This window comes from Streptomyces sp. NPDC026522 (genome assembly GCF_055567555.1).
The window spans coordinates 80,218-103,963 of record NZ_JBVHQF010000003.1 but is presented as its reverse complement, the minus strand read 5'-3'; the positions used below and the strand labels follow the sequence as shown (position 1 = coordinate 103,963).

The 23,746-nt window shown below is 71.4% G+C and carries 21 protein-coding genes; 12 read left to right on the top strand and 9 right to left on the bottom strand.

Annotated elements, in window-relative coordinates; all coding sequences use genetic code 11:
- Positions 1 to 8: 8 nt before the first annotated feature.
- The 8 genes from ACZ4M3_RS08840 to ACZ4M3_RS08805 all read left to right on the top strand — a co-directional run bounded on the left by ACZ4M3_RS08840 (position 9) and on the right by ACZ4M3_RS08805 (position 9,769).
- Positions 9 to 248: a hypothetical protein gene (locus tag ACZ4M3_RS08840; protein WP_467730924.1), complete on the top strand. Its 240-nt coding sequence runs from the start codon at positions 9 to 11 to the stop codon at positions 246 to 248.
- Positions 249 to 341: 93 nt separating this feature from the next.
- Positions 342 to 908, top strand: coding sequence for a hypothetical protein (locus tag ACZ4M3_RS08835; RefSeq protein WP_467730923.1), 567 nt, complete (start codon positions 342 to 344; stop codon positions 906 to 908).
- A 7-nt stretch (positions 909 to 915) separates the two neighbouring features.
- The gene (locus ACZ4M3_RS08830; protein ID WP_467730922.1) at positions 916 to 3,903 is read left to right on the top strand and encodes an ATP-binding protein; all 2,988 of its coding nucleotides are present in this window, start codon (positions 916 to 918) and stop codon (positions 3,901 to 3,903) included.
- 54 nt (positions 3,904 to 3,957) lie between these two features.
- Entirely contained in the window at positions 3,958 to 4,491 is a 534-nt protein-coding gene (locus ACZ4M3_RS08825) for a hypothetical protein (RefSeq protein WP_467730921.1), read from the top strand.
- 47 nt (positions 4,492 to 4,538) lie between these two features.
- Positions 4,539 to 6,854, top strand: a complete 2,316-nt coding sequence (locus tag ACZ4M3_RS08820; RefSeq protein ID WP_467730920.1) for a hypothetical protein — start codon at positions 4,539 to 4,541, stop codon at positions 6,852 to 6,854.
- A gap of 479 nt (positions 6,855 to 7,333) precedes the next feature.
- Entirely contained in the window at positions 7,334 to 7,948 is a 615-nt protein-coding gene (locus tag ACZ4M3_RS08815; protein WP_467730919.1) for a hypothetical protein, read from the top strand.
- Between the two features lie 146 nt (positions 7,949 to 8,094).
- Complete coding sequence (locus tag ACZ4M3_RS08810) at positions 8,095 to 9,516, top strand: WhiB family transcriptional regulator (protein WP_467730918.1); 1,422 nt, start codon at positions 8,095 to 8,097, stop codon at positions 9,514 to 9,516.
- A gap of 13 nt (positions 9,517 to 9,529) precedes the next feature.
- Positions 9,530 to 9,769, top strand: a complete 240-nt coding sequence (locus tag ACZ4M3_RS08805; RefSeq protein ID WP_467730917.1) for a hypothetical protein — start codon at positions 9,530 to 9,532, stop codon at positions 9,767 to 9,769.
- 86 nt (positions 9,770 to 9,855) lie between these two features.
- On the opposite strand, the gene ACZ4M3_RS08800 is transcribed toward ACZ4M3_RS08805, so the two are convergent.
- From ACZ4M3_RS08800 to ACZ4M3_RS08770, 7 genes are read right to left on the bottom strand one after another with little or no spacing between them, the layout of a single operon-like run.
- On the bottom strand, positions 9,856 to 10,761 hold the full coding sequence (locus ACZ4M3_RS08800) for a DMT family transporter (protein ID WP_467730916.1): 906 nt from the start codon (positions 10,759 to 10,761) through the stop codon (positions 9,856 to 9,858).
- On the bottom strand, positions 10,758 to 11,690 hold the full coding sequence (locus tag ACZ4M3_RS08795; protein WP_467730915.1) for an ATP-grasp domain-containing protein: 933 nt from the start codon (positions 11,688 to 11,690) through the stop codon (positions 10,758 to 10,760). Before ACZ4M3_RS08795 ends, ACZ4M3_RS08800 begins: the two co-directional genes overlap by 4 nt.
- A gap of 53 nt (positions 11,691 to 11,743) precedes the next feature.
- A complete protein-coding gene (locus ACZ4M3_RS08790; protein WP_467730914.1) occupies positions 11,744 to 12,514 on the bottom strand; it encodes an SDR family oxidoreductase in 771 nt (256 codons plus the stop codon).
- 58 nt (positions 12,515 to 12,572) lie between these two features.
- On the bottom strand, positions 12,573 to 13,697 hold the full coding sequence (gene metX / locus ACZ4M3_RS08785; protein WP_467730913.1) for a homoserine O-acetyltransferase MetX: 1,125 nt from the start codon (positions 13,695 to 13,697) through the stop codon (positions 12,573 to 12,575).
- Between the two features lie 59 nt (positions 13,698 to 13,756).
- Positions 13,757 to 14,734 (bottom strand): cysteine synthase A, encoded by a 978-nt coding sequence (cysK, locus tag ACZ4M3_RS08780; protein ID WP_467730912.1) that lies wholly within the window; start codon positions 14,732 to 14,734, stop codon positions 13,757 to 13,759.
- A 57-nt stretch (positions 14,735 to 14,791) separates the two neighbouring features.
- On the bottom strand, positions 14,792 to 15,610 hold the full coding sequence (locus ACZ4M3_RS08775) for an arginase family protein (protein WP_467730911.1): 819 nt from the start codon (positions 15,608 to 15,610) through the stop codon (positions 14,792 to 14,794).
- Positions 15,607 to 16,386 carry a YqcI/YcgG family protein gene (locus tag ACZ4M3_RS08770; protein ID WP_467730910.1) on the bottom strand — a complete coding sequence of 260 codons (780 nt, stop codon included), beginning with the start codon at positions 16,384 to 16,386 and terminating at the stop codon, positions 15,607 to 15,609. The genes ACZ4M3_RS08775 and ACZ4M3_RS08770 overlap by 4 nt, the downstream gene beginning before the upstream one ends.
- 298 nt (positions 16,387 to 16,684) lie before the next feature.
- Between ACZ4M3_RS08770 and ACZ4M3_RS08765 the strand changes: the two genes are divergently transcribed.
- Positions 16,685 to 17,626, top strand: a complete 942-nt coding sequence (locus tag ACZ4M3_RS08765; RefSeq protein WP_467730909.1) for a UbiA family prenyltransferase — start codon at positions 16,685 to 16,687, stop codon at positions 17,624 to 17,626.
- A 22-nt stretch (positions 17,627 to 17,648) separates the two neighbouring features.
- Here the strand turns inward: ACZ4M3_RS08765 and ACZ4M3_RS08760 are convergent, their stop codons facing one another.
- On the bottom strand, positions 17,649 to 18,344 hold the full coding sequence (locus ACZ4M3_RS08760; protein ID WP_467730908.1) for a helix-turn-helix transcriptional regulator: 696 nt from the start codon (positions 18,342 to 18,344) through the stop codon (positions 17,649 to 17,651).
- Positions 18,345 to 18,708: 364 nt separating this feature from the next.
- Between ACZ4M3_RS08760 and ACZ4M3_RS08755 the strand changes: the two genes are divergently transcribed.
- Complete coding sequence (locus tag ACZ4M3_RS08755; protein WP_467730907.1) at positions 18,709 to 19,953, top strand: serine hydrolase domain-containing protein; 1,245 nt, start codon at positions 18,709 to 18,711, stop codon at positions 19,951 to 19,953.
- Positions 19,954 to 19,973: 20 nt separating this feature from the next.
- Complete coding sequence (locus tag ACZ4M3_RS08750; protein WP_467730906.1) at positions 19,974 to 20,450, top strand: GNAT family N-acetyltransferase; 477 nt, start codon at positions 19,974 to 19,976, stop codon at positions 20,448 to 20,450.
- A gap of 72 nt (positions 20,451 to 20,522) precedes the next feature.
- On the opposite strand, the gene ACZ4M3_RS08745 is transcribed toward ACZ4M3_RS08750, so the two are convergent.
- The gene (locus ACZ4M3_RS08745; RefSeq protein WP_467730905.1) at positions 20,523 to 22,235 is read right to left on the bottom strand and encodes a bifunctional 3'-5' exonuclease/DNA polymerase; all 1,713 of its coding nucleotides are present in this window, start codon (positions 22,233 to 22,235) and stop codon (positions 20,523 to 20,525) included.
- A gap of 306 nt (positions 22,236 to 22,541) precedes the next feature.
- Between ACZ4M3_RS08745 and ACZ4M3_RS08740 the strand changes: the two genes are divergently transcribed.
- Positions 22,542 to 23,708: a DUF2786 domain-containing protein gene (locus ACZ4M3_RS08740; RefSeq protein ID WP_467730904.1), complete on the top strand. Its 1,167-nt coding sequence runs from the start codon at positions 22,542 to 22,544 to the stop codon at positions 23,706 to 23,708.
- Positions 23,709 to 23,746 lie beyond the last annotated feature (38 nt).

The following is a 23,746-nucleotide window of genomic DNA, read 5'->3' as shown; positions in this document are numbered from 1 at the left end:
TCAACGGCATGTTCGGAGAGATCCAGAAGATCCTCCTGGGCATCGGCACCACCGTGGCCGTCTGCTCCCTGCTCATCCTCGGCATCCGGATGCTGCTGTCGATGAAGCGCGGCGACGGCTTGCGCGAGGCGTTCCAGGGCTTCGGCATCATCGCGCTGGCCGCCCTCATCATCGGCGGCGCGACCGGTCTCGCCGGTCTGCTGATCGACCTGGGCAGCCAGATCGGTGGCGGCGGCAGCAAGAGCTGACCGACCCGGGCAGCGGCCGGCGGCACATCGCATCCGCCCGGCCCGCACCCGTGACCCGCGGTCCGCAACCACGTCAGAGAGGGGGACCGGCTGATGGCACAGGACGCATCGGACGCACCCGAGCCGATGGTCGCCTACGACCACACGGATCTGCTCAACCGGCCCAAGCGCATCTGGAACTGGGGCAACATCCCGCTCCCGGGCCTGCTGCTGCCCGCCCTGGGCGCGGCCTTCGGCTTCGGTGTCCTGTGGCTGGTGGCGCTGCTCTCGCTCTCCGCGTTCCTGCCCTTCCTCGGCATTTCGATGCTGACGTCGGTGCTCTACCTGGGGCCGCCGGTCGCCGTCTACTTCGTGTGGGGCCGACCGCTGCCCTCCGCACTGACACTCAGCCAGCAGCTGGTCGTCTGGGCCGACTACTGGTGGCAGCCCAAGCGCTTGCAGGGGCTGGCCGCCGACCGGGAACCCGAGGAACTGCACTGGCAGGTGATCCTCTGGCAGCCGGGATCGCCGCGCTGGCAGCGGCAGTACGAGGAGGCCCGCGCCACGGCGGCCCGGCACGGTTCCTCGTACGCCGGGCATGCACACGTCGTAGCCCCGCTCGCCGCGCACCCCGCACCGGCACCCGTACCCGTATCCGCACACTCCGAGACCGCAGGATGAGTCCTTCATGATCATGATGATCCTTCTGGGCGGGGCGGTCGCCTTCTTCGTGATCGCCATGATCATCGCCGCCGCCGGCTCCAAGAAGTCCAAGGGCGGTCAGGGCTCCGGCGGTACGCGCTACACCGGCGGCCCCCGCAACCAGGCCGCCCGGACCACGCGCCGCGAAGACCTGCGGCTGCCCTACCGCTACGCCGACGACATGGTCTTCGTGCACGGCGAGTCCGTGTGGACCGGCCTCGTGCTGCCCACCGCCATCGACGAGTACCTCAACGCCACCGAGCTCCAGGCGATGGCCGAGGGCCCGGCCCGCGGGCTGCTCAACCTCGCCCGCGGCGACCGCAACGTCGAGTGCCACTACCGCAAGGTGTACCGGCCGATCACCGCCGTGGAATGGGCCGAGCAGCTCAACACGGTGGCGTGGGACCCGACCGAGAACTACAAGGCGTACAACCTCCGCAAGGCGGAGTACCAGGAGCGCATCGGAGCGACCCGCGAGCGCAACATCCTGCTGGTCAAGCTGGGCTCGCTGAAGCGGGCGTCGAACGGCAGCGGGGTGCTCCCCGGCGGGGACGACCCGGTCGAGGAGCCGGGCCTGGGCCGCGCCCTGCGCGACACCGCCGACCGGGCGGCGGCGGGCGCCACCGGCGTCCACGACGAGTACCTGTCGCCCGGCGTGCTGGCCCAGTGGACCCAGGTCGCGCGGGAGGTCCACGAGAGCCTGGAGGGCCTGAACGGCGTGCCGCTGACCCGCGAGGAGCTGGTCTGGCTGATCCGCAAGCCGCTCCACGGCGACCTGGCCGTACCGCCGGAGCCGGTGCTCGGGTCCCGCTCCTGGGGACCGGACCAGTTCGACCTCGTCGTCGACTTCTCCGGCGAGAACCACAAGACGCACATCGTGCTGCACCAGTACGACGAGGTCACCGGCGAACAGCACACCAGCTACACGACGACGCTCGTGGCCGCCAGCTGGCCCACCGAGACCCGCTTCCGGCAATCCACCGCCTGGGCGCGCTACGCCTCGCAGCACGTGGACTTCCCGGTCGAGATCGACATGCGGTTCACCCTGATCCCGTACCTGAAGTTCAAGGACCGGGCGAAGAAGATCAGCGGCAACCTGGTCGACGAGATGAACGACATGGCCAACTCCGGCCGCTCGCCCGGCACCCAGCTCGCCAACCAGGTCACGCGGGCCCAGCACCTCCTCGACGACGTCGAGGAACACAAGATGCCGGGCATGGAGGCGCAGATCCGCTTCACCATCTCCGCGCCCGACCTCGCCGAGCTGGAACGCCGGCGCCGCGTGCTGGAGATGCAGTTCAAGCAGGACCTGAAGGTCACCCTGCTGCGGCCGACCCGCCAGCAGTGGCGGCTGCTCCAGTCCCAGCTGCCGGGCGACGCGCCCAAGCTGCCCATCGCGCCGTACCTGCGGCTGCAGGAGGTCGAGCAGTTGGGCGCCGGCCTGCCGACGGCGGGCACCGAGCTCGGTGACAACCCCGAACACCGGTCGGGCAGGCGGCTGGGCTGGGTGGGCAACCTCGTCGGCTGGGCCGGGAAGATGCCCGTCCACTACTCCTTGCACGTCGGACCGGCCCGCAACGACGGCGGTGGCCTCGCCATCGTCGGCGCGTCCGGCGGTGGCAAGTCGTCCCTGGCACTCCAGAAGTTCTACGAGGAGTCGGAGTCGGGCGTGCGCTGCCTGGTCATCGACCCCAAGACCGACTTCGCCCAGCTCTGCTACTACCTGGCCTTCGGCTCCCAGGTGAACGACCCGGCCTTCGCGCACGATGCGGACACCGGCCTGCTGGGGACCGAACGGAGCCGCTTCCAGCCGGTCAACCCGGAATTCTGGGCCGAGACCGAGGTCGTCGACCTCCTCAAGGGGCAGGCCGGCGTGCTCGACCCGTGGGTGGTCGCCCGTGACGTCCCCTCGGGCCGGCTGCTGGCCGAGTCGATGCTCCGCGGGTTCCTCGGCGACGAGGACTACCAGCGCGTACGGCTGCCCGTGATCGAGGCGATGGCGACGGTGGTCGGCTGGTACAACTCCGCGATCCGGCAGGCCACCGAGCAGGGGCTGACCGCCAGGGAGGCGGAGCTCAAGGTGCCGAGGCCGACGCTGTGGCAGGTCGTGGACGAGGTCGTCAACGCCTACGACCACGCGGTGGCCAGCGGGGACCGCGAGGCCGTCAAGGAGCTCAAACTGGCCCAGATGCTCCTGACCGAGCTGCGCACCCTGCCGTACGCGCGCCTCGCCTTCGCCGAGCGCCCGCAGACGCTGTCCGCGATGCGCAAGCGCCGTACCGTCATCACCTTGCGCGGCTTCCAGTCCCCGTCCTCCTCGGACCCGCGCAACTGGAACCCCGCCGAACGCCTGGCCGCCACGGCGCTGATGGCGGTCGTGGAGCTGGGCAGCCAGATGCTCGACGTCGGGTACGAGAAGAACCCGGTGACGGGGGAGATCGGGCTGCGGCCGAAGGCGCTCTTCGTCGACGAGGCGTACGTCGTCACCGCGACCGAGAGCGGCCGGGACCTGATGCGGCGTGCCCTCAAGCAGGGCCGCTCGTACCTGGCCGTCACGGTCCTGATCACGCAGCAGGCCATCGACCTGGTCCAGATCGAGGACTCCGAGGCGCGCAGCGGTGGCGCCAACCAGATCCACACGGTGTTCGCCTTCAAGCAGAAGTCCGCCCAGGAGGCGTCCCTGGTGGCACCGCTCCTCGGCCGGCCCGAGAACGACGCCAAGGTCATCTCGGCCCTGCAGGAACTCCGTACGGGCGTCTGCCTGCAGCGTGACGTCGACAAGCGGGTCGGCACGGTGGCCGTGGACCTCGTCTTCAAGGAGATCCTCGCCGCCACGGACACCAACGGCACCACCCGCCCCGCCCGCCAGTCTGTCGATCCGCCGCTCAGCGTGTGGGACTGGACCTTCATGCAGGAGGCGGCCCAGGCCGAGGAGGCCGCGGCCGCGGACGCGGCGCAGCCCGCCGCCGTCTGACCGACCCGTACCGAGCCCGTTCCGTACGCCGTACGCCGTACCCAAGGAGACACCATGCGCCTGTCCAAGAGCCTCACCGCCGGGGCCGCTCTCGTGGCACTCGTGGCCCTGACCGGTTGTGGGGGTGGAAGCAAGGGCGGCAGTGGTCCGACGGACGACCTCGGCCTGCCGACGGCCGGTGACATGGCCTCCATCGAGAAGTTCGTCAACCAGCACGCCCAGTGCACCAACCTGCGGCCCGTAGACGAGGAAGGGGCGGGCGTCCTGGAGAAGGAGGCCAAGGACCCTGCCTGGGCGATCAAGGAGCGGGCCGTCTGTGACGACGGATCCCGCCAGACGATCACGCTGCTGGCGATCTCCGACATGGCGAAGTTCCAGGCCGCGAACCGGTCCGGCGAGAAGGTCGAAGCACTGGTCGGGAAGGACTTCGCGGTCGTGCCGACGGACGACAGGACCGTCAAGGCACTGGTGGACGCCAAGATGCTCCTCCTCACATGCGACGCGAGCAGCTACTCGATCCCGAGCGGTTACAAGCAGCACAAGGGGCTGGCAGAGGGCTGCCTCCTGACCGACTACGTCCGTTCGTAGCCACCCGACACCCTTAGCCCCTGAAGCGGAACTCCCGAAGGAAGCAGATGTCCGTGCGCCGTCGCGCCACGTCACGAGTGTCCACCCCCAGAGCCCGTTCCGCACTCGACCGGGTGTGGGGCGCCGGTCGTGCGGTTCGGACTGGTGCGTTCGTTGTTCTCGCGCTGCTGGCACTGTCGTTCGCCGTTCCCGGTACGGCGCACGCCGAGGACTTCGCCTGCAGTTTTACCGGGGATGACAGCTACTCCCATGACAGTCCGGGAGCCAGCGGCGAGTCCATCATGCCTGCCGTCAACCAATGGGAAGACAAGGCGAAACGCGCCAAGAACCTCAACGATACGACGGGAATGGTCACCGGCGCGGTCAGGATGCCGGAGGGTCCCGAAAAGTACACCCTGTACGAGATGAATGGCATGCGGGGCCTGAACTGGTCCATGACGTTCAGGGGCAGGGGTAACGCCTCCGACACCAACGGCACGCGCGGCAGTGGCGCCGATCACTGCTCGATCATGGACCTCGTCAACAACGGCATCGCCAACATGGTCTTCAACGGAACGAAGATCCTCGCGCGCTCCGCAATTTCCATCAAGGAACTGGCCTCCAACCCGAGCCCCCTCAGCGGGCTTTACGCCGGCCGGGACAGCGTGGTGAAGACCTTGAAGAACAACGTCTTCATTCCTGCCGTGCCCGTCATGATCTCGCTCACCGGCATCTGGGTCTTCACCAAGTGGCGCAAGAACGAGATGCGTGAAGCCTGGTCGGGCGTCGGATGGGCTTCGTTGACGACAATCGCCGTCGTCGTGCTCCTGACGGGCGGTAACTACGACAAGGTCATCAGCGAAGCGGACACCGGCATCGGCAATTTCAACTCGCTGCTTTCCGAGGCGGTGCTCGCGGGTGTCTCGGGCCAGATGCAATCACCTTGCGATCTGGCCGAAGGGGCGTACAACCGAGGCCTGCGCGTATCCAGCTGCGCTATGTATGACACTTTGGCAGTCCGTCCCTGGGCGTTGGGCCAGTTCGGCGAGAACGGCACCAACTGCATCTTCCGAAAGGATGGCGGCAAGGTCGAGAACGGTGCGTGCATACCGAAGAGCACCGGTACCGAATGCAGCTACGGAAAAGGCGCCCGCTGCGAGGACGTCCGGGTCAAGCAGATCGTGTCACAGTCGACGACCAACATGGACGAGTACCCCAGAGACGGCAAGAAGAAGGAGATCAACAAGGAGAAGGACGAGTGGATGCCCATCCGCATCGACATTGCGGGCGGAAGGGGTGAGGGCTATCCGGGGAAAGCGCCCGACCAGCACATTTACCCGGTTCCCTTCGATGAATGGTCCGGCCACAACGCCGGGGCGCGCGTCGGGCTCGCCTTCTACTCGTTGATCGCCGCGCTGATCGTGGGTCTGATGGTGATCGTGCTCAGCGCACTGACGCTGCTGTGGCACGCCGTGACTCTGATCATGATCATCATGCTGCCGCTGATAGCGACGCTGGGCATCCATCCGTCACAGCAGAAACTGCTCAAGGGCTGGCTGCAGACGTTCATTCACAGCTTCGTGCTGCGGGCGGGCTTCGGCATCATCCTCACGGTGCTGCTCGTGCTCTACCAGATGATCCTGCCCGCGAAGATTTCCCTGGGCATGCAGTTGCTGATGCTGCTGCTGGTCACCATCGCCGTCGTGATGATGCTCAAGAAGCTGCTCTCGGGCGCCTACAGCCCGAAGATCGCGGGGGCGGAAGACGCGCTGGGCGCGGGAGACATGGCGAACTCGTTGACCGGTCAGCTGGGTGCGCACAGTCAGCGTCTCGCGGGCAATGCCGCCGCCGGTACCGCCAGGGCGGCCGGCCGGGTCGCCGGGCGGGGCGCCGGGAACGTCGGACGGGGCATGGACAAGGCCGTACTCGGGGGACGGCTGCAGAAGGGCGGTTGGATCGCTCCGAGCAACCCCAAGCGGAAGCAGCGCAAGGCCGCGCAGATGGGGGCGGAGATCCAGCAGGACCAGTACGACGAGATGGTGAAGAGGAGGGGCGCGGCCCCGGAGGCCGGGCAGTCCGCCGACCAGGAACCCCAGCCGTCCCGTCGCCGCAGCGGACGGGTCAGCGCGTCCACGCAGTCGGCGCCCGCGCAGCAGGGGCAGGGAGCCCAGTCGGCACCCGCCCCCGCCGCACCCGCACCGCAGACTCCCGTGCCCGCCCCCGCGGCGCCGCCGGCTCCCCGCTCCGGCGGCCGGGTCAGCGGCGACGAGGTGCCTCAGCGGCGGCAGCCGCCCCCGCGGGCCGCGGAGCCGCGGACGCCGCAGCCGCCCGCGCCACCGCACCAGCCTCCGCCGCCGCGCAACGGCGACCGGATGCCGCGCTAGGAGACGCCGACCATGGCAAGCGTGATCACCGACCACCCGCCGCAGGAGGTCGCCGCCGAGCTGGGCGCGCTGCTGCGCGTGGACTGGCGGACCGTACGGGACGGGATCCCGGCCGACGGGGGCGAGCGCCGCGCGTGGTGCGCGGCCTCAGGTTGGGAGCCGCTCTGCCCGGAGGCGGACCTGTGGGTCCGCACGCGCCGGGGCGGCCGGTTGCACCTGGCCGCCCCGGCGGCCCCGGGCGGCCGGTGGCCTTCGCTTCGTACACGGTGTGGAAGGTCAGGGCGGACCCGGCGTCCGAGGCCGCTGACCGCACGGCGGCCGGGCCCGAAGAACGTCCGTACTCCGCTCTGCCAGGTGGGCTTCAGACCCACGCCCACCGCACCCCGGCGCGGGGCCTCCGGGCCGTCCGCCGGCACCGGCGCGGGAGTCGCCCCCGGTCTCGCGCCCCGCCCCCACGCCACAGGAATGGACGGCCAGGCATGAACACTCGTCCCGCCCTCGGGTCCCTCCGCCGCCTCCTGCGCCAGGAGAAGAGCGACGACTGGGCCGTGCGGCTGCTGCCCCGGGTCGTCTTCGGGCTGGCCGGTGCCTACACGGTCTTCCTGCTCGCCTCGGTCAGCATGTCCTCGTTCGTCACCGTGTGCGCGGTTCTCCTCCTGGCCGCGGCCGGGTGGCTGCTGCGCCGCCGAGGCCAGTTCCTGCTGGCGCTCGTCTCGACGACCGTCACGTCCGCGGTCACCGGATACTTCGCGGCCGTCGGCGCCATGGCCCGCGGCGAGGCGGACGGACTGCTCAGCGGGCAGGCCGTGTTCGGATACTGGGCGCTCGCCGGGATGGCTCTGCTGGGGGCATGGATCCCCAGGGACCACTCCGGTCGCCGCGGGGTCACGGTGCTGACCGCCGACGTGGTCCTTGTCGTGACGTCCGCCGTGGGGACGGTCCTCCCGGCCGTGTCGGTCCCGCTCGGATTCCTCGGCCTGACCCTGGTACTGGCCGTGCGCGGTGGCGGATTCACCACGGTGCGGAGCCGGCTCGGGCGGGCGAAGCGCCGTGTTTCGCGACGCCCTGTGCCGATTGCCGACACCGACCGTTAGTTGAGTGATGGACCATCACGATCCAATGGGCACAGGCACGGACCTGGTTGTGGAACAACTTTGTCGATGCCAATTCACCTGCTCTAGAGTCCCCGGGAGTCTTGATCAACTCGGGGGGATCTTTCATGGTCACGACAGTACGCAAAGTGCCGCCTACATCCGTTCGGTCAACCGGTTCCTCCGCCCCACTGCCCTGCCAGCGGCGACCGGACATATTCAGCCAGCCGCTGCTCACCAATCCGCCCGGGGGCAAGGGGGGACCGCCGCTCCAGACGCGGCGGCGGCAGGCCCTGACCCACGCGGCCCGGCAGCTCTGCTCCTCCTGCCCCCTGTGGGCGGAATGCCTGCGGGACGCCGTCGTCCAGTCCGATCCCGGCGGGTACGCGGCGGGCACCACCCGGCAGGACCGGCGGTGGATCCGTCGGCGGATCGCACTCGGTGACGCCCAGGGGCGGCTGGCGCTCCGGCCGGACGGCGAGGGGAGGCAGGTGGCAGCCGAGGCCGTGCTCGCCGCGTTCCATGAGCTGCAGGAGCACTGGGCGAGCCGCCCCGCGCTGTCGTCGGCCACGGGTACGCGGGAGGATCAGGTCGGCCCGGGCGATGGCAAGGCACACCGCGCCGCGGCGAGCGGAGAGCCGCAGCCGCACACCGGTCAACAGCGAGTCAACACGGACGAGGTATCGATGGCGCCCCCGGCAGGCGAACGGATCACTTTCTCACTCGACGATCCGGCCCGAGCCATACAGACGGCCGTACTCGGCCCGCTGGTGCGCTCCACGCTGTGCACCCTCGAAGTCACCGAGCAGATCGCGGCCATGCTGGTCCGTATGCCCAGCGCAGGGGTCAGGCCGGAACTGCTGGGCGCCTTGGGCGAAGTGCGCCGACGTCTTGTGGCGTGGCGTGCGGCATCGGGGGATGCCGGCCCGTACCGCCCGGCAGGCGGCGGGCTCACCGGATCGGTGAGCCTGGAGCTCGTGACCAGTGACCCGCTCGGCGCGTTGCGACAGGACATCTTCGAACCCCTGCTGAACCGGCTCGCCGAATCGATTCGCCAGATCGAGGTGCTCACGGCCGTGCTGAGCACCGCGCCGGACGACGGTGTCCTGGACGGCCGCGCCCCGGGCGGCGGCGCCCCGGACTGGGACTCGCCCGACCGGGCGGAACTGGCTGCTTTGCCCCCGGCTCTCGGTGAACTCGGCGCGCGCATCGACCAGTACGCCGCCGAGGCACCCCGGCCTGAGGTCCACGCCTGGCCCGCCGACGGCGTCCGGCGTGACACCCCGCTGCGCTCCGTACCGGACCTCGCCTCCGGGGGCGCGGCCCCGCTCGCCCCGGCAGCCGCGCCGAGCCTCCGGCAGGCCGTCGAGCAGGCAGTGACGGCCTTCCCGGGGCCGTTCACCGGCCGGGACGTCCTGCTCGCGCTTCCCCGAGGGGCGTACCGGCAACCGGCGAAGTCGGTCAGCAACGCCTTGTCCGCCATGGCCCAGGCGGGTCGCCTGCTGCGCGTGTCCCGCGGCAGGTACGCCCTGGCCGCTCCGTCCACCGGCGTATCCGCCGCGAGCTCCTGAAGGGGTCCGCACCGTGCATCCCACCCACCCGGCCGCCGAAGTCCGCGTCTTCTCACACAGCGCGGGGCTCATCGACGGCGTTCCCGTGACCGCACCGCCGTACGTCGACATCCAGGAGGTCGTGATCGCGATCCTCCAGCAACGCGCCCAGCAGATGGGCGGGTCGGCCCTGGCGACGATCAGCGACGACCGCTACGGCGGCACGATCCGCCTCCTGATCCACCCGGACGGAACCACGGAACCGGCTGACTGAGCCGCTCGCCGGACGCCGACGGCCCCCTCGTCAGGGGGGCCGCCGATGCCTGCGGAGCCGGTGACGCCCCTGTCCGGGCGGCGTGGTCAGGCGGTCCGGGCGCGCTGGGTGATCACGATGCAGGTGAGCACGATGGCGGCGGTGAGCGGGACGGCCGGGGTGATGTGTTCGCCGAGCAGCAGCACCGCCCACACCAGCGTCAGCAGCGGCTGCGCCAGCTGGAGCTGGCTCGCCCGTGCCACGCCGATGAGGCCCATGCCCTTGTACCAGACGACGAATCCGCCGAACTGCGAGATCCCGGCGATGTAGGCCATGCCGACCAGGGCCTTCGCGGTGAGGTGGACGGGCTCGTGCGGGAGCGCCCACAGGGCCACGGCGAGGTTGACGGGAGCGGCGAGCACGACGCCCCAGGCGATGACGCGCCAGCCCGGCATGCCCGCACCCGAGAGCCGGCCGCCGAAGGCGTAGCCCGCCGCGCAGACCAGCAGGGCGCCGAAGAGGTAGAGGTCCGCGACGGTGGGCCGGCCGTGGTTCTGCGACAGGGTGTACACGATGACGGTCGCCGCTCCGAGGCCCGCCGCAGCCCAGAAGACCTTCGACGGGCTGCGCCGGGTGAGGACGGCTGAGAACACCGCGGTGGCCATCGGCAGCGCACCGATCACGATCGCCGAGTTCGCGGTGGACGAGGTCTGCAGGGCGAGCGTGGTGAGCAGCGGGAAGCCGACCGCACAGCCGCCCGCGACGACGGCGAGCGCGGGCCAGTCCGCGCGGGCCGGCAACGGCGCCCGGGTGATGAGGAGCGCGGCGCAGGCGATGACGGCGGCCAGGACGCCGCGCACCCCGATGGCGCTCCACGGCCCGAACCCGTCGAGCGCCCACATCGTTCCGGGGAAGCTGAAGGAGAAGCTGACCACGCCGAGGGCGGCGAAGAGGGTGCCGCTGGAGACCGCGGGTGTGGTGAGGGGGGCGAGGGAACCCTGCTGTGCCGTCATGACTGTCCGTTCTTGCGGTTGCGGGAGATTTCTTCCAGCCGTACGGAGATGACCTGCGCGAACCGGGTGGCGGCGCTCTCCGCGAACGGCATGCTGAACGAGGGCTCGCAGAGCTCCAGTTCGAGGACCAGGGGCTGTCCGTCGGCGTCGCGGATGAGGTCGACGCGGCCGTACAGCAGCGGTTCGCGGAGCTCCAGGTGGGCGGCCGCGGCGTCCAGGGCGGCCGCCGCGACCGCCCGTTCGTCCTCGGCGGCGGCCCGCGCCGTGCGGGCGTCCTGGGTCGGCTCGTCGACCGTGCCGTCCGGCAGGAGCAGCGCGCGCTTGCGGATGGCGTGGCTGTAGACGCCGTCGAAGTGGATGAGGTCGGTCTCGCCGTCGTGGTCGACCGAGTCCAGGTAGGGCTGGAGGATGACGTGGCAGCCCTGGTCGAGCAGCTTGGTCACGTACGCGGCCGCCTCGGTCTCGGACGACCGGGGGAAGCGCTGCACGTCCCGGGAGTAGGCGCCGACGGTCGGCTTCACCACGATCTCCCGGGCCCGGTCGTGCCGGGCGAGGAACGTGCGCAGGGCCGCCGCCGGGTCGGCTCCGGGGGCCACGAAGCCGCTGGGTACGACCGGTACGCCGGCTGCCGCAAGATCGGCGAGGTAGCGCTTGTCGAGGTTCCACCGCACCACCGGGAGCGGGTTGAACAGGTACGTCACGTCGGTGACGTACTCGCACCAGTCCAGGAACTGCGGGAGGCTCTCGACGTAGCTCCACGGAGAGCGCAGCAGTACGGCGTCGAAGCGGTCCCATTCGATGTCCGGATCCCGCCAGGAACATATCTCGGCCCTGATTCCGGCTGCTTGGCAGGCGTCGAGCAGCAAGGGCATGTCGTAGTCGATGGCGAGGCTGGTCTCGTCGGTGACCAGGGCCAGATGGTTGCCCATCGGGTGAACTCCAATACGGGGGAGAGGCGGGGGTCGAGGAGGCGGCCGGGCGGCTACCAGGGGACGGTCTGTGCGCCGTGGGTGTAGCTGCCCGTCGGGCCGTCGTCGGCGAGCAGCGCCATCGCGACGCTCGTCCGGGCTCCGTCCGCGACGTCGAGATCGCCCTCGCCGTCGTTCATCGCGGTCCTGGTGTAGCCCGGGTGGACGGCGTTCACCTTGACCGGTGTTCCGCGCAGCTCGTAGGCGAGGTGGACGGTCCAGGAATTGACCGCGCTCTTGGAGGCGCTGTAGGCCGGGAGCGACTTGAACATGGGGCTGTACGCGTACGACGCGGGGTCGCTGTGCGTGGTCAGGGAGCCGAGCAGACTGGACACGTTGACGATGCGGCCGGCCGGGGACCTGCCGAGCAGCGGGAGGAAGGCCGTGGTCACCTCGACGACGCCGAACAGGTTGGTGTCGAAGGTCTCCCGCCACTGCCGCATCGGCTGCTCGGACGGCTGCTTCCCGTACTCCTCGATACGGATGCCGGCGTTGTTGACCAGGATGTCGAGGCGGCCGTGGCCGCTCTCCACCTCCCGGGCGGCGGCCCGGATGCTCTTCGGGTCCGTGATGTCGAGTACGAGCGGGTCGACGGTCAGGCCGTCGCCGCGCAGCGTGGCGGCGGCGCGGGTGACCGCTTCGCGATCGCGGCCCGCGAGCAGGACGTGGACGCCGGCGCCGGCGAGCTGGCGCGCGGTCTCGAAGCCGATGCCCCGGTTGGCACCGGTGACGAGGGCGAGTCGGGGCAGTGGGGCGGGCAGTGGGTGGGGCAGCGGTTCGGGCATGCGGATCTCCAACACGGAAGCGAGGGGGGGGAGGGGGCCGGACGGCGGTACCGGTCCGCTAGAGCACGGTCAGGAACTTCGCCACGGGCGCTCCGAAACGGGCGGTGTCGATCAGGAAGGCGTCGTGCCCTTCCCGGGAGTCCATCGCCACGAATTCGACGTCCGTGCCACCGGCGGCGAGGCCTTCGGCGATCTCCCGCTGCTGGCGCAGCGGGAACAGGATGTCCGTCTCCACGCCGATGACCAGCGCCTTCTCCAGGCGGATCCGGGAGAGCGCCGCGTCGGTGGTGGTTCCGCAGGACTCGCCGAGGTCGAACCGGTCCATGCAGCGGCTGAGGCAGAGGTAGCTGTTGGGGTCGAAACGGCGCGCGAAGCGCCGGGCATGGCGCTCCAGGTAGTCCTCCACCTGGAATTCGTGGCCGAAGGGTTCGTGGTGGCCGTCGTCCGCGCGGTCCTGCGGCGCGATGCGCGCACGGCCGAACCGGTCGTCCCACTCCCGGGCGGACCGGTAGGTCAGCATGCCGAGCTTGCGCGCGGTGAACATGCCGCGCTGCGGGTAGCTCCCGTCGTCGTACCGGCCGCCGTTCCAGTGCGGGTCGCACCGGATCGCCTCGCGCTGGAGCGAGCGGATCGCGATCGAGAACGGCAGGGCGCGCGCCGCGCCGCAGACGTTGATGTGGCCGCGGGCCAGCCCGGGATGGCGGGCCAGCAGGGACAGGGCGCTCATGCCGCCCATGGACGTGCCGATCACGCACGCCAGCCGGTCGATGCCCAGCGCGCGCACCGTGTGGGCCGCCGCGTCGGCGATGTCCTCCATCGACAGCTCCGGGAAGCCGGGTCCGTAGGGCTCGCCGGTGGCGGGGTCGACCGAGGCGGGCCCGGTGGACCCCTTGCAACTGCCGAGCGAGTTGAGGCAGATCACGTACCAGCGATCGGTGTCGACGGGCTTTCCGGGCCCCACCATCGCCTCCCACCAGCCGGGGCCGGTGTCGGCCGGGTGGGAGGCAGCGTGGGCGTCGGGCGAGAGACCGGTGAGGATCAGGACGGCGTTGTCGCGTTCCGGGGCCAGCCGTCCGACGGTCTCGTACGCGATGCGCGCGCCGGTCAGCGTTCCGCCCCGGCGCATGGCGAAGCCTGCGGGAAGGTCGGCGAAACGGGCCGCGGGGGGGATGAATTCCCTCATGTGTCTGGTTCCTGCCAGGTGGTGGTGTGCCGCGAGACGATGGGGCCGCCTGCCGGGGGTCAGGCCACGCCGGCGCCGGATTCCAGGGATGCGAGCCACTCGTCGTCCGAGCCCTCGACCATCCCTTCCATGAGGAACGTGGAGAGGTAGCGTTCGCCGGTGTCCGGGAGCATGGCGAGGAGCACCGAGCCCGCCGGCGCGGTTTCGGCGACGCGCAGTGCGGTCGCCAGGGTGGCGCCGGCCGAGATGCCGGTGAAGATGCCCTCCTCGGCGGCGAGCCGGCGGGCGGTGTCGCGGCCCGCCACCTCGTCGACGGTGACCAGTTCGTCGATGACGCTGGCGTCGAGGACGCCGGGTACGAAGTTGGGGGCCCAGCCCTGGATCCGGTGGACGTTCCACTCCTGTCCGGCCAGCACGGCGGCGTTGTCCGGCTCGGCGGCGACGATCCGGACCCCGGGGCGGGCCGTCTTCAGCATCTGGCCGACTCCGGTGAGGGTGCCGCTGGTGCCGAAGCCGGTGACGAAGTAGTCGAGCCGCTTGCCCGCGAAGTCGCCGAGGATCTCCGCGGCGGTGGTCTCGCGGTGGTACGCCGGGTTGGCCGGGTTGTCGAACTGGTTGGCCCGGAACCAGCCGTGCTTCGCGGCGAGTTCGTCCGCGATCCGGTTGCCGCCGCTGCTGCCGAGGTGGCCCGGGAAGAGGAGCACCCGGCCGCCGTAGGCCCGGATCAGCTTGCGCCGTTCCGCCGAGTAGGTGTCGCCCATCACCGCGACGAACCGGTAGCCGCGGGCGGCGGCCACCATCGCCAGGGCGATGCCGACGTTCCCGGAGGTGCACTCGACGATGGTGTCGCCGGGCTTGAGCAGCCCCTTCGCCTCGGCGTCGAGGACGACGGAGAGCGCGAGGCGGTCCTTCACGGAGCCACCGGGGTTGAACGACTCGACCTTCACGTAGACCGTGGCGTGAGCCGGGGACATGCGGTGCAGCCGGACGATCGGGGTGCGGCCGATGGTGTCGAGGATGCTGTCGTGGAGGGGCATCGGAAAGTACTCCTTGGGCGGTGTGCGTGGCGTTCCTGGGGGCGGGGGCCGGCCGGACTAGGCGGCGGGGGCGTTCTCGAAGGCGGGGGCGACCATGGCGAGGATCGTCTCGACCGCCCGTGCGCTGAGCTCCTCGTCCAGCGGGGCGTTGAACTCGGCCAGTTCGACGCCGCGGAGCTGCTCCGCCGGGATCGCGTCGAAGATCGCCCGGATCTGCGAGGGCAGCAGGCCGTCCGGCACCGTGTAGTCGGCCGGTACGTGGCCCGGTTCGAGCACGTCCCAGTCGATGTGCACCCATACCGGGGCGTCGCCGATCGCCGCCAGGACGTTCTCCGCCGTGGTCTGCGCCGGGGGGATGATCCGGACGCCGTGCTCGGCGATCAGCGCGCCCTCGGCCCCGTCGATGTCGCGGGAGCCGACCAGGACGGCCTGCCCGGGGCGCAGGCCGGAGCCGTGGCCGCTGTCCCAGAGCCCGCAGGCGCCGGCGAGGACCATCCCGCCCAGGTACCCGGTGCCGGTCGTCTCCGGCGTGTTGAAGTCGCCGTGCCCGTCGATGTAGAGCACCACGGCGTCCGGGTGCTCCCTGGCCACGACCGGCAGGGTGGCGAGGCTCGCGGAGCAGGTGTTGGAGATCAGGACCGTCCGGCTGCCGTTCGCGATGCTCCGGTTGACGGCCCGGCCCAGCCCGGTCAGCGTCTCCCGGGCCTGCGGGAGGCTGACGCTCCAGTCGTCGTCGGCGGGCGGCGCGGGCTCGCCGATGAAGCGGGCGGTGAGTCCGTAGCGGTCCTCCAGGGCCCGCGCGATGCGGGCGGCGCCCTCGATCATCCGGGGCTCCCGGTCGGCCACCCGGCCCTGGGACACGATGAGGTCGATCATTTGGTGAGCATCTCCTGTTCGTTTGCAAAAGCCGGCCGGGGCCGGAAGGGGCACCCGCCTTTTCGCTCCGCGTTCTCCTCGATGAGCCCGTACTGGAGCCATTCGAGTGCTCCGACGCCGTAGGAGCCCAATTGCGGTGAGTGCTGCATTCCGTCGTAAAGGTGTATTCGGTTGCGGATGTTCGCGCGGACCTTCCGGCCGCTCGGCGTCTCGCCGGCGAACACGTCGAAACGCTCCCGCGGATTGATGACGATGGCGAAGTGTTCGCCGAGATTCCGGCTGCGCCGGTTCAGGTGCGCGGGACTGCTCATGTTGCAGAACAACGGCATCCCGTTGAAGCACATGGACCAGGATGCGGAATCCGGATCCCGCCCGACGTCCGCCGGCCAGGGCGCGGGGTCGAGGTGGTGCAGTTCCTGGAGCACCCGCCAGCCGAAGGCGTGGTACTCCTCGACGGTGCGCGCGCTCACGGCTGCCTTCGAGACCATCACGAGCAGCGGATATGCCGTGTCCAGCTGTCCGTCCCAGTCCCGGGACAGCTCGACGTACTCGGTGAGGGCCTGCGCCAGGTGCCGGAAGCCCTCGCTGTCGGCGCTCTCCACGAAGACGAACCGCAGGAGCTGCTTCCGGAACGCGTTCCGGGAGAAGACGCACGGGAAGTCCGGACCGGCCAGCCGTGCCGCGATCTCTTCGAAGGCGGCGCGGTGCCATCCCCCTCCGCCTGCGAGGACTTGCGCCTGGGAGATCAGCTTCGTGGTCTGCTGCAACCTTTCCACCTGAGCATCCATTTCTACGGGCCCTGCCGTTTCGAATGAGAGGGGGGAGAGGGTCGATGCCCTTTCCGGGACGTGCCGCGTCTCCGGCACATTCGCGGAGGCAGATATTCCGGCACGGGTTCGGTTCATGTCCCCACCGGGGCCTCCGGATTCGATTCACCGGGCCGCGGCGTCGCCATCGTTCCGCAGGAATTCCGGGTTCCGCAACGCCTTGCCACCAAGGGCTCAGTGGGGGTGTACACCGCGTACGCCGATGGTTGTATGGCGATGCGCCCGAGGCCATTCCTAGGCTGCGGCCGTGATCAATTCCGCTGGCTACCTGAGCGTCCCCGTTTCGGCTCGCATTCCGGGTCTCCGAGGGCACAACGCCGCACATACGGCGCGTTTGTGCTGGGCGGAAGCCCGCCCGTCGGTCCAGCTGGTGTTCCTGCTGCGGTTCGTGGTGGGGACGGTGTCCGCCGCCGGGCTGCCGCAGGCCACGGGCCGGACCGTGCTCGGCTTGGCGGCCTGGTGGTGCGCGGTCGCCTGTGCGTACCTGCTCAACGGCGTGACGGACGTCCGCGAGGACCGGGCGAACGGCTCCCGACGCCCGATCGCCCGGGGCGAGCTGCCCGTCCGTACCGCCGGGTCCGTCACGGCGCTGCTGGCCGTCGCCGCGCTGGTCCTCGGCGGCCTGGCCGGGTCCGGGGTGCTCGGGTGGGTGGTGGGGTTCCTGCTGCTCGGCTGGGCGTACTCGGCCTCCCCGGTGCGGGCGAAGGAATCGAGCGGGCTCTGCGCGGTGGTGGTGTTCGGCCTGGGCGCGACCTCGTACGCGGCGGGCGTCTCGGCGGCCGGGTCCGGGTGGACGGCGACCGGCGGGGTGTTCGGCTGCGTGATGGCGGCCTGGATGGCTCTGGTCGGTTCCCTGGTCAAGGACTTGGGGGACGTCGGCGGGGATGCGGCCGGCGGCCGGCGCACCGTCGCGGTCGTGCGGGGGGTGGCGGCGGCGCGGGCCCTGGCCGTGGCGGGCGCCGTGCTGGTCGGCGCGGCCGGGACGGCGACGGCCGCCCTGTGGGCCCCGCTCGCCCTCTTGGGGGCGGTGCCGGTGGCGGCCGGGGCGGTGTGGGTGGTCGTCCGGGTGGTGGGCGATGCCCGGCGGGCCGACGCGGACCGTGCGCAACGGCGCGGCGCCTACCGGGCCTTCATGGTCACGCAGTACGGCGCGAACCTGCTCATGCTGGGCGCGTTCGCTGCAGCATGAGCCGGGCCGGCCTGGGTCGACGTCAACCCTGGCCGGGGAAGGCCTTGTTGAGGGCCTGGACCCGGGAGCCGGCCCCGAGCTTGCGGTAGGCGTTGTGCAGGTGGCGCTTGACGGTGGCCTCGCTGATCTCGAACCGACGGCCTATCAGCCGGTTCGTCAGCCCCGCCCGTACCGCCTCCAGGATCTGCCGCTCCCTTAGCGTCAGCAGGTCCAGGGCCGGCGCGTCCGAGGTGTCCTCAGCAGCGCCGGGAGCCTCCCCCGCTTCGGGGGCGGAGGGCCGCTGGGCCTCCTCGTAGCCCCGGATCCCCTGGTACAGACGGCTCCCGGCAGCGGCCCGGAAGGCGGTGCTCACCGTCTGCGCCGCCGCGTGCCGCTGATCGGCCGGCACCAGTTCGACGGCCTCCCCGACCGAGACCTGCATGGCCTGCCAGAGCACCTCCGCCGCGCGTACCGACTCGGACACCGGAACCTGCTGGACCACGCGGTGGGCCCCGAGCAGCCGGGAGTACTCCCGGACCCCCGGGGGCTCCGCGTGCTCGCCGGCCTCCAGCGCGTGTGCGCACTCGGCGACGATGTTCTGTGCCTGATGGCGGCACTGCCGCCAGATGTCCTCGCGGGACACCAGTGGGCTGCCGAGTCGCCCCAACGCCGCCCGGTAGGCCTCGATGATCTCGGGTGTGGCGGAACGAAGCTGCCCGGCAGCCGCCTGATGACCCACTGGTGTCTCCTTCCGGCCACGAAGCGTCGCGGTCGCCCGTCCCGGGCGACGCTCTCCGTGTGGTGGCGTGGGCAAGCTAACATCCGAGCGGTGGACCCGAAAGAGAAGATCCAATTGGTGGGATCGCGGGTCACCGTGCGTAGTCATTGCTGGCCGTGGCCCCGGTTGCGGGCCGACGCCGCCTTCCGTGAACCGGGTGCCCGACAACCCCCCTTCGGCTCGTCGGTCGAGGGGCGGACGGTGTTCTCCGGGGACCCGGGCGCGGCCCCCGTGGCAGCCGGTGGCCGGTTCCGGTCGCCGGGGTGAGGGGGGAGGGCTAGCTTTGGTTGGTGGTGCTCGGGGGTCTCGTGGTAGGAGGCCAGGCATGACGAAACGTTGGCGCGGTACGGCGGTCGGAGCGGCCGCGGTGGGGCTCGTGGTGGTACCGCTCGGGGTCAGCGCCGGATACGCCTGGGACACGCCCGCCGCCCCGGCTTCCGTGACCCGTACGGCAGTGCAGCCGTCGCCCCCGTCGCCCCCGTCGTCCGACGGCTTCCCGCAGCTGACGCCCGCCGTGCAGCGGCAGTTGGACGAGGCAGTCCAGAAGGTGATGAAGGAAGCCCAGGTCCCCGGGGTGATCGTCTCCCTCTCGGCGCCCGGAAAGGGCACCTACGAGCGGACCTTCGGGGTGGCCGACAAGACCACCGGCGCACCGATGAAGCCGGACCTCAACATGCGGATCGGCAGCGAGACCAAGACCTTCACCGTCACCGCCCTGCTGAAACTGGTCGACGCGGGCAAGGTCGGGCTCGACGACCCCATCGGCAAGTACATCTCCGGGGTCCCCAACGGGGACCGGATCACCCTGCGCCAGCTCGCCGAGATGCGCAGCGGCCTCTTCAACTACTCCCAGGATCCGGGCTTCTTCAAGGCCCTGACCAGCGACCCGCAGCGGGTGTTCACCCCGCAGGAGCTGCTTGCGTACTCCTTCAAGCACCCGGTGATGTTCGCGCCGGGAGCCGACTTCTCCTACTGCAACACCAACCTCATACTGCTCGGGCTGGTGGTGGAGAAGGTCAGCGGGCACAAGCTCTCCGACTACATCCAGCGCAACGTCCTCGAACCCGCCGGGCTGCACCACACGCTCTTCCCCACCGGCGCCGAGTTCCCGAACCCGCACGCCCAGGGCTACACGAACCAGACGGCTTCCGGGAAGACGGAAGACGCGGCGGACTGGAACCCCTCCTGGGGCTGGGCCGCCGGAGCGATGATCTCCGACCGTGATGACCTGCGGACGTGGGCCAAGGTGCTGGCCACCGGCACCCTGCTGACGCCGGAGACCCAGGCCCAGCGGTTGAAGGTGCTGAACGCGAACGGCATCCCGGACTCCGGGTACGGTCTCGGCATCTTCAACGTCGACGGCTGGATCGGGCACAACGGCTCGCTGCCCGGCTACCAGTCCCTGACCATCTACCTCCCCGGACCGCAGGCCACCTTGGTGGTGCTGCTCAACACCGACATCAGCTACCAGGGCGCCGAACCCAGCACCCTCTTCGGCCAGGCGATCACCAAGACGGTGACTCCGGACCACATCTTCGATCTGCCCGCCCAGCCCGCCCCCGGCCACTGAACCTCCCGCACAATGGCCGCATGGACGAACAGACGCTGGGAGAGCGGGACGTGCGGTTGCGGGTCGCCGGAGCGGCGGACATCGAGGCCGCCGCCGCGTTGTTCCGTGGCTACCTCGACTTCTACGAGGTGAAGGTCGAAGACCCGGACGCCCCGGGCGCGTTCCTCGCCGAACGGATCCGGGGCGACGAGTCGCTGGTCCTGCTGGCGGACGTCCCGGGACTGGGCACGGTCGGCTTCGCGCAGGTCTACCGGACCTTCGCCTCGCTACAACTGCGGCCCGTGTGGATCCTCAGCGACCTGTACGTGGCCCCCGCCGGCCGGCGTACCGGCGCCGGCCGGGCCCTGCTGCGCGAGGTGGTGCGCCGGGCGGCGGAGGCGGGCGTCTGCGGCGTCCAACTGGAGACCGCCTACGACAACCGCATCGCGCAGGGCCTCTACGAGTCGGAGGGCTTCGTGCGGGAGGGGTACCACATCTACTTCCACGAGCTCGGCTGAGAGCCGGGTCGGGGCGAGCCGAACCGGCCTCGGAGCAGGCGTGTTTCACGTGAAACAACCCGTCAGCCGGGCTCACTTCGCGTCCGCGTAGCACTCCACGACGGCCGTGCTGAACGGGAACCGGACCGGGGTGTCGCCGAAGGTGAGCCGGCCGGCCAGGTCGCCGGCGGCGCGGATGGCCTGGGCGACGGCTTCGGCCTCCTCGGCGGGGCAGTGCACGATCACCTCGTCGTGCTGGAAGAAGACCAGCTCGGCGCGGAGTCCCTCGGCGGCGATGGCCTGGCGCAGGGCGGCGAGCATCAGCAGGGCCCAGTCGGCGGCGCTGCCCTGCACGACGAAGTTGCGGGTGAAGCGGCCGCGGGCACGAGTGTTGGTCGAGGCGTAGCCGGGGGTCCAGGCGCCGTCCTCCCGGTCCTGCGGGAGCCCGGCCTCGCCGTCGTCCTCGGCGGAGCCCGCGGGTGGCGGGCAGGTCCGGCCGAGCCAGGTGCGCACCAGCCGGCCCTCTTCGCCCGCCCTGGCTGCGTCGTCCACGTAGGCCACGGCCAGGGGGAAGCGGCGGCGGAGCGCGGCGAGGTTCTTGAGGCCGTCCCCGGAGGTCTGTCCGTAGACGGCGCCGAGGACGGCCAGCTTGGCCTTGTCCCGGTCGCCGGAGAAGCCCTGGCGGGAGATGGAGGTGTAGAGGTCCTCCGGGCGGCCGGCCACCTCCATGAACGCCGGGTCGCGGGAGATCGCGGCGAGCACCCGTGGTTCCATCTGGTCGGCGTCGGCGACGACGAGCCGCCAGCCGGGGTCGGCGACGACGGCCCGGCGGATCACCTTGGGGATCTGCAGCGCGCCCCCGCCGTTGGTCACCCAGCGGCCCGTCAGGGTTCCGCCGGGAATGAACTCGGGCCGGAAGCGGCCGTCGTGCACCCAGTCCCCGAGCCAGGACCAGCCGTGGGCGGTGTAGATCCGGTACAGCTTCTTGAACTCGATGAGCGGGGCCACGGCCGGGTGGTCGAGGCCCTGGATCTCCCAGCGCCGGGTGGACTTGAGCCTGATCCCGGCCTCGGCGAAGGCCCTGACGACGTCGGCGGGCAGCTCGGGGTGGACACGGCGGCCGAACGCGGTGGAGATCTTGTCGGTCAGCTCCGCGAGGCGCCGGGGTTGGCCGCTGCCCGCGTAGCGCTCGCCGAGCAGTTCGGTGAGCAGGGCGCGGTGTACGTCGGCCCGCCAGGGCAGCCCGGCCTCGTGCATCTCGGCGGCGACGAGGAACCCGGCGGACTCGGCGGCGGTGAGCAGGCGCGTGCGGTCGGGGTGGGCGGTGGCGTCGTGCCGTCTCGCCTGGTCGGCGTGGACGGCGATGAGGGCGTCCAGGGGGACCGGGGCGGGCCGCGGGTCGAAGAGGGAGTCCTGGGTGCCGGGCTCGGCGGCGCGGGCCGGGGGGTCGGGCGGGACGGGAAGGCCGTTCAGCCTGGCCCAGGCGGCCGCTGCGGAGCGGGGTTCGCCGAACCGGCCCTCGTGACGGAGCAGCAGCAGTTCGGCGTCCTCGACGTCGTAGCACCGCTCGACGCGGACGCCGGCGGCGAGCAGCCGGGGGTAGACGGCGGCGGTGGACTGCCAGACCCAGCGGGTGCCGACGGGGGCGGAGCGCACGGCGTGGGCGGGGTCGCGGACGCGGAGCGGGGCGGGTGCCGTTCCGGGGCGGGCGGGTGCCGTTCCGGGGTGGGCGGGGGGTAGGGGGGTGGCGTGCCACCAGCCGTCGGCGGCCTCGGCGAGGGCCCAGTGGGGGGTGCGGCCGGTCATGGGTGCGAGTGTGCCACCGGGGGGTGACAGGGGGTCGTCTGCGGCGCCGTCGCGCGGAGCGCCCCCGGCTGCGCCGGGCTTCCCGGGGCTCCGCCCCGGACCCTCCCCCCAGACTCCGTCCGGGGGGACCCCCCGCGCCTCAAACTCCCCCAGCTACCGCTGGGAGGTGCCCCCACGGGGCTGGACAGACCGCCTCAAACTCCCCCAGCTACCGCTGGGAGGTGCCCCCACGGGGCTGGAGATGGGCGGTGGGGCCGGGAAGAGGGCGGGAGGGGTGGGGGGAAGGGGCCGTGGGAGGGTGAAGGGGTGAAGGACATCGTCGATCGGGCCTGTGAGGCCGCTCTGTATGCCCAGGACGACGCCGCGCTGGATGCCGGGGCCTCGTTGCTCGCCGCCGATGCCGCGCGCTGGACCGGGGCCGCGCGGGAGTTGCTCGGGCGCGGGGAGGCGTACGTACGGCAGGCCTGGGAGCGGGGCTGGCGGCCGGCCGACGTGCTGCGGCTGGTCCGCCGGGACCTGGACGAGCGGCACGCGCGGATCACCGCCGACCTCGTCGCGGCCGAGGCGCGCCGCTACGACCGGCTGCCGGAGCGGTGGACGGACGCCGAGGTGTGGTGGTCCGAGGACAGCCGCTACGGCGACCGGCTCGCGCAGCGCGAGAAGACGGACCGGTTCACGCTGGCGACGGCGGTGCTGGAGGTGTTCCGGCTGCTGATCCGGCTGCCGTCGGTCGAACCGGTCGGCCCGCTCCCGGGCGACCCGGCCGACCCCCTTGAGCACGCCCACATCGAGCCCCGCATGCTCGGGCGGATCCGGGCCCTGCTCGCGAAGGCCGAGGCGACCACCTACCCGGAGGAGGCGGAGGCGCTGAGCGCCAAGGCCCAGGAGCTGATGGCCCGGCACACCGTCGACGAGGCCCTGCTCGCCGCCGGCCGCGGAGGCCCCGCCCGGAAGCCCGGCGCCTGCCGGATCGGCGTCGAGCCGCCGTACGAGGAGGCCAAGGCGGTACTGCTCGACGCGGTGGCCACCGCCAACCGCTGCCGCGCGGTGTGGAACAGCGGCTTCTTCTTCTCCACGGTGGTCGGTTTCGAGAGCGACCTGGAGGCGGTGGAACTGCTGTACACCTCGCTGCTCGTCCAGGGCACGGCGGCGATGACCCGCGCCGAGGCCGCGCAGCGCTCCGGCGGTCGCAAGCGCACCAAGACCTTCCGGCAGTCCTTCCTGCTCGCCTACGCCAGCCGGCTCGGCCACCGGCTCGCCGAGACGGCGGAGCACACCGCGTCCGAGACCCCGGCCCACCTGCCCGCGCTGGTGGCCCGGGACGTCGCCGTCACCACCCGGGCGGAGGAGATGTTCCCCCGCACCACGACCACCCGGCTGCGCGGCGCCACCGACCACGCGGGCTGGGAGGACGGCACGGCCGCCGCGGACCGGGCCCACATGGGCGACCGTCGGCGCCCCCTGCCGGGCTGACGCACGCGCCGCGAGCCATCGGCCGCACCCGTCCCGTT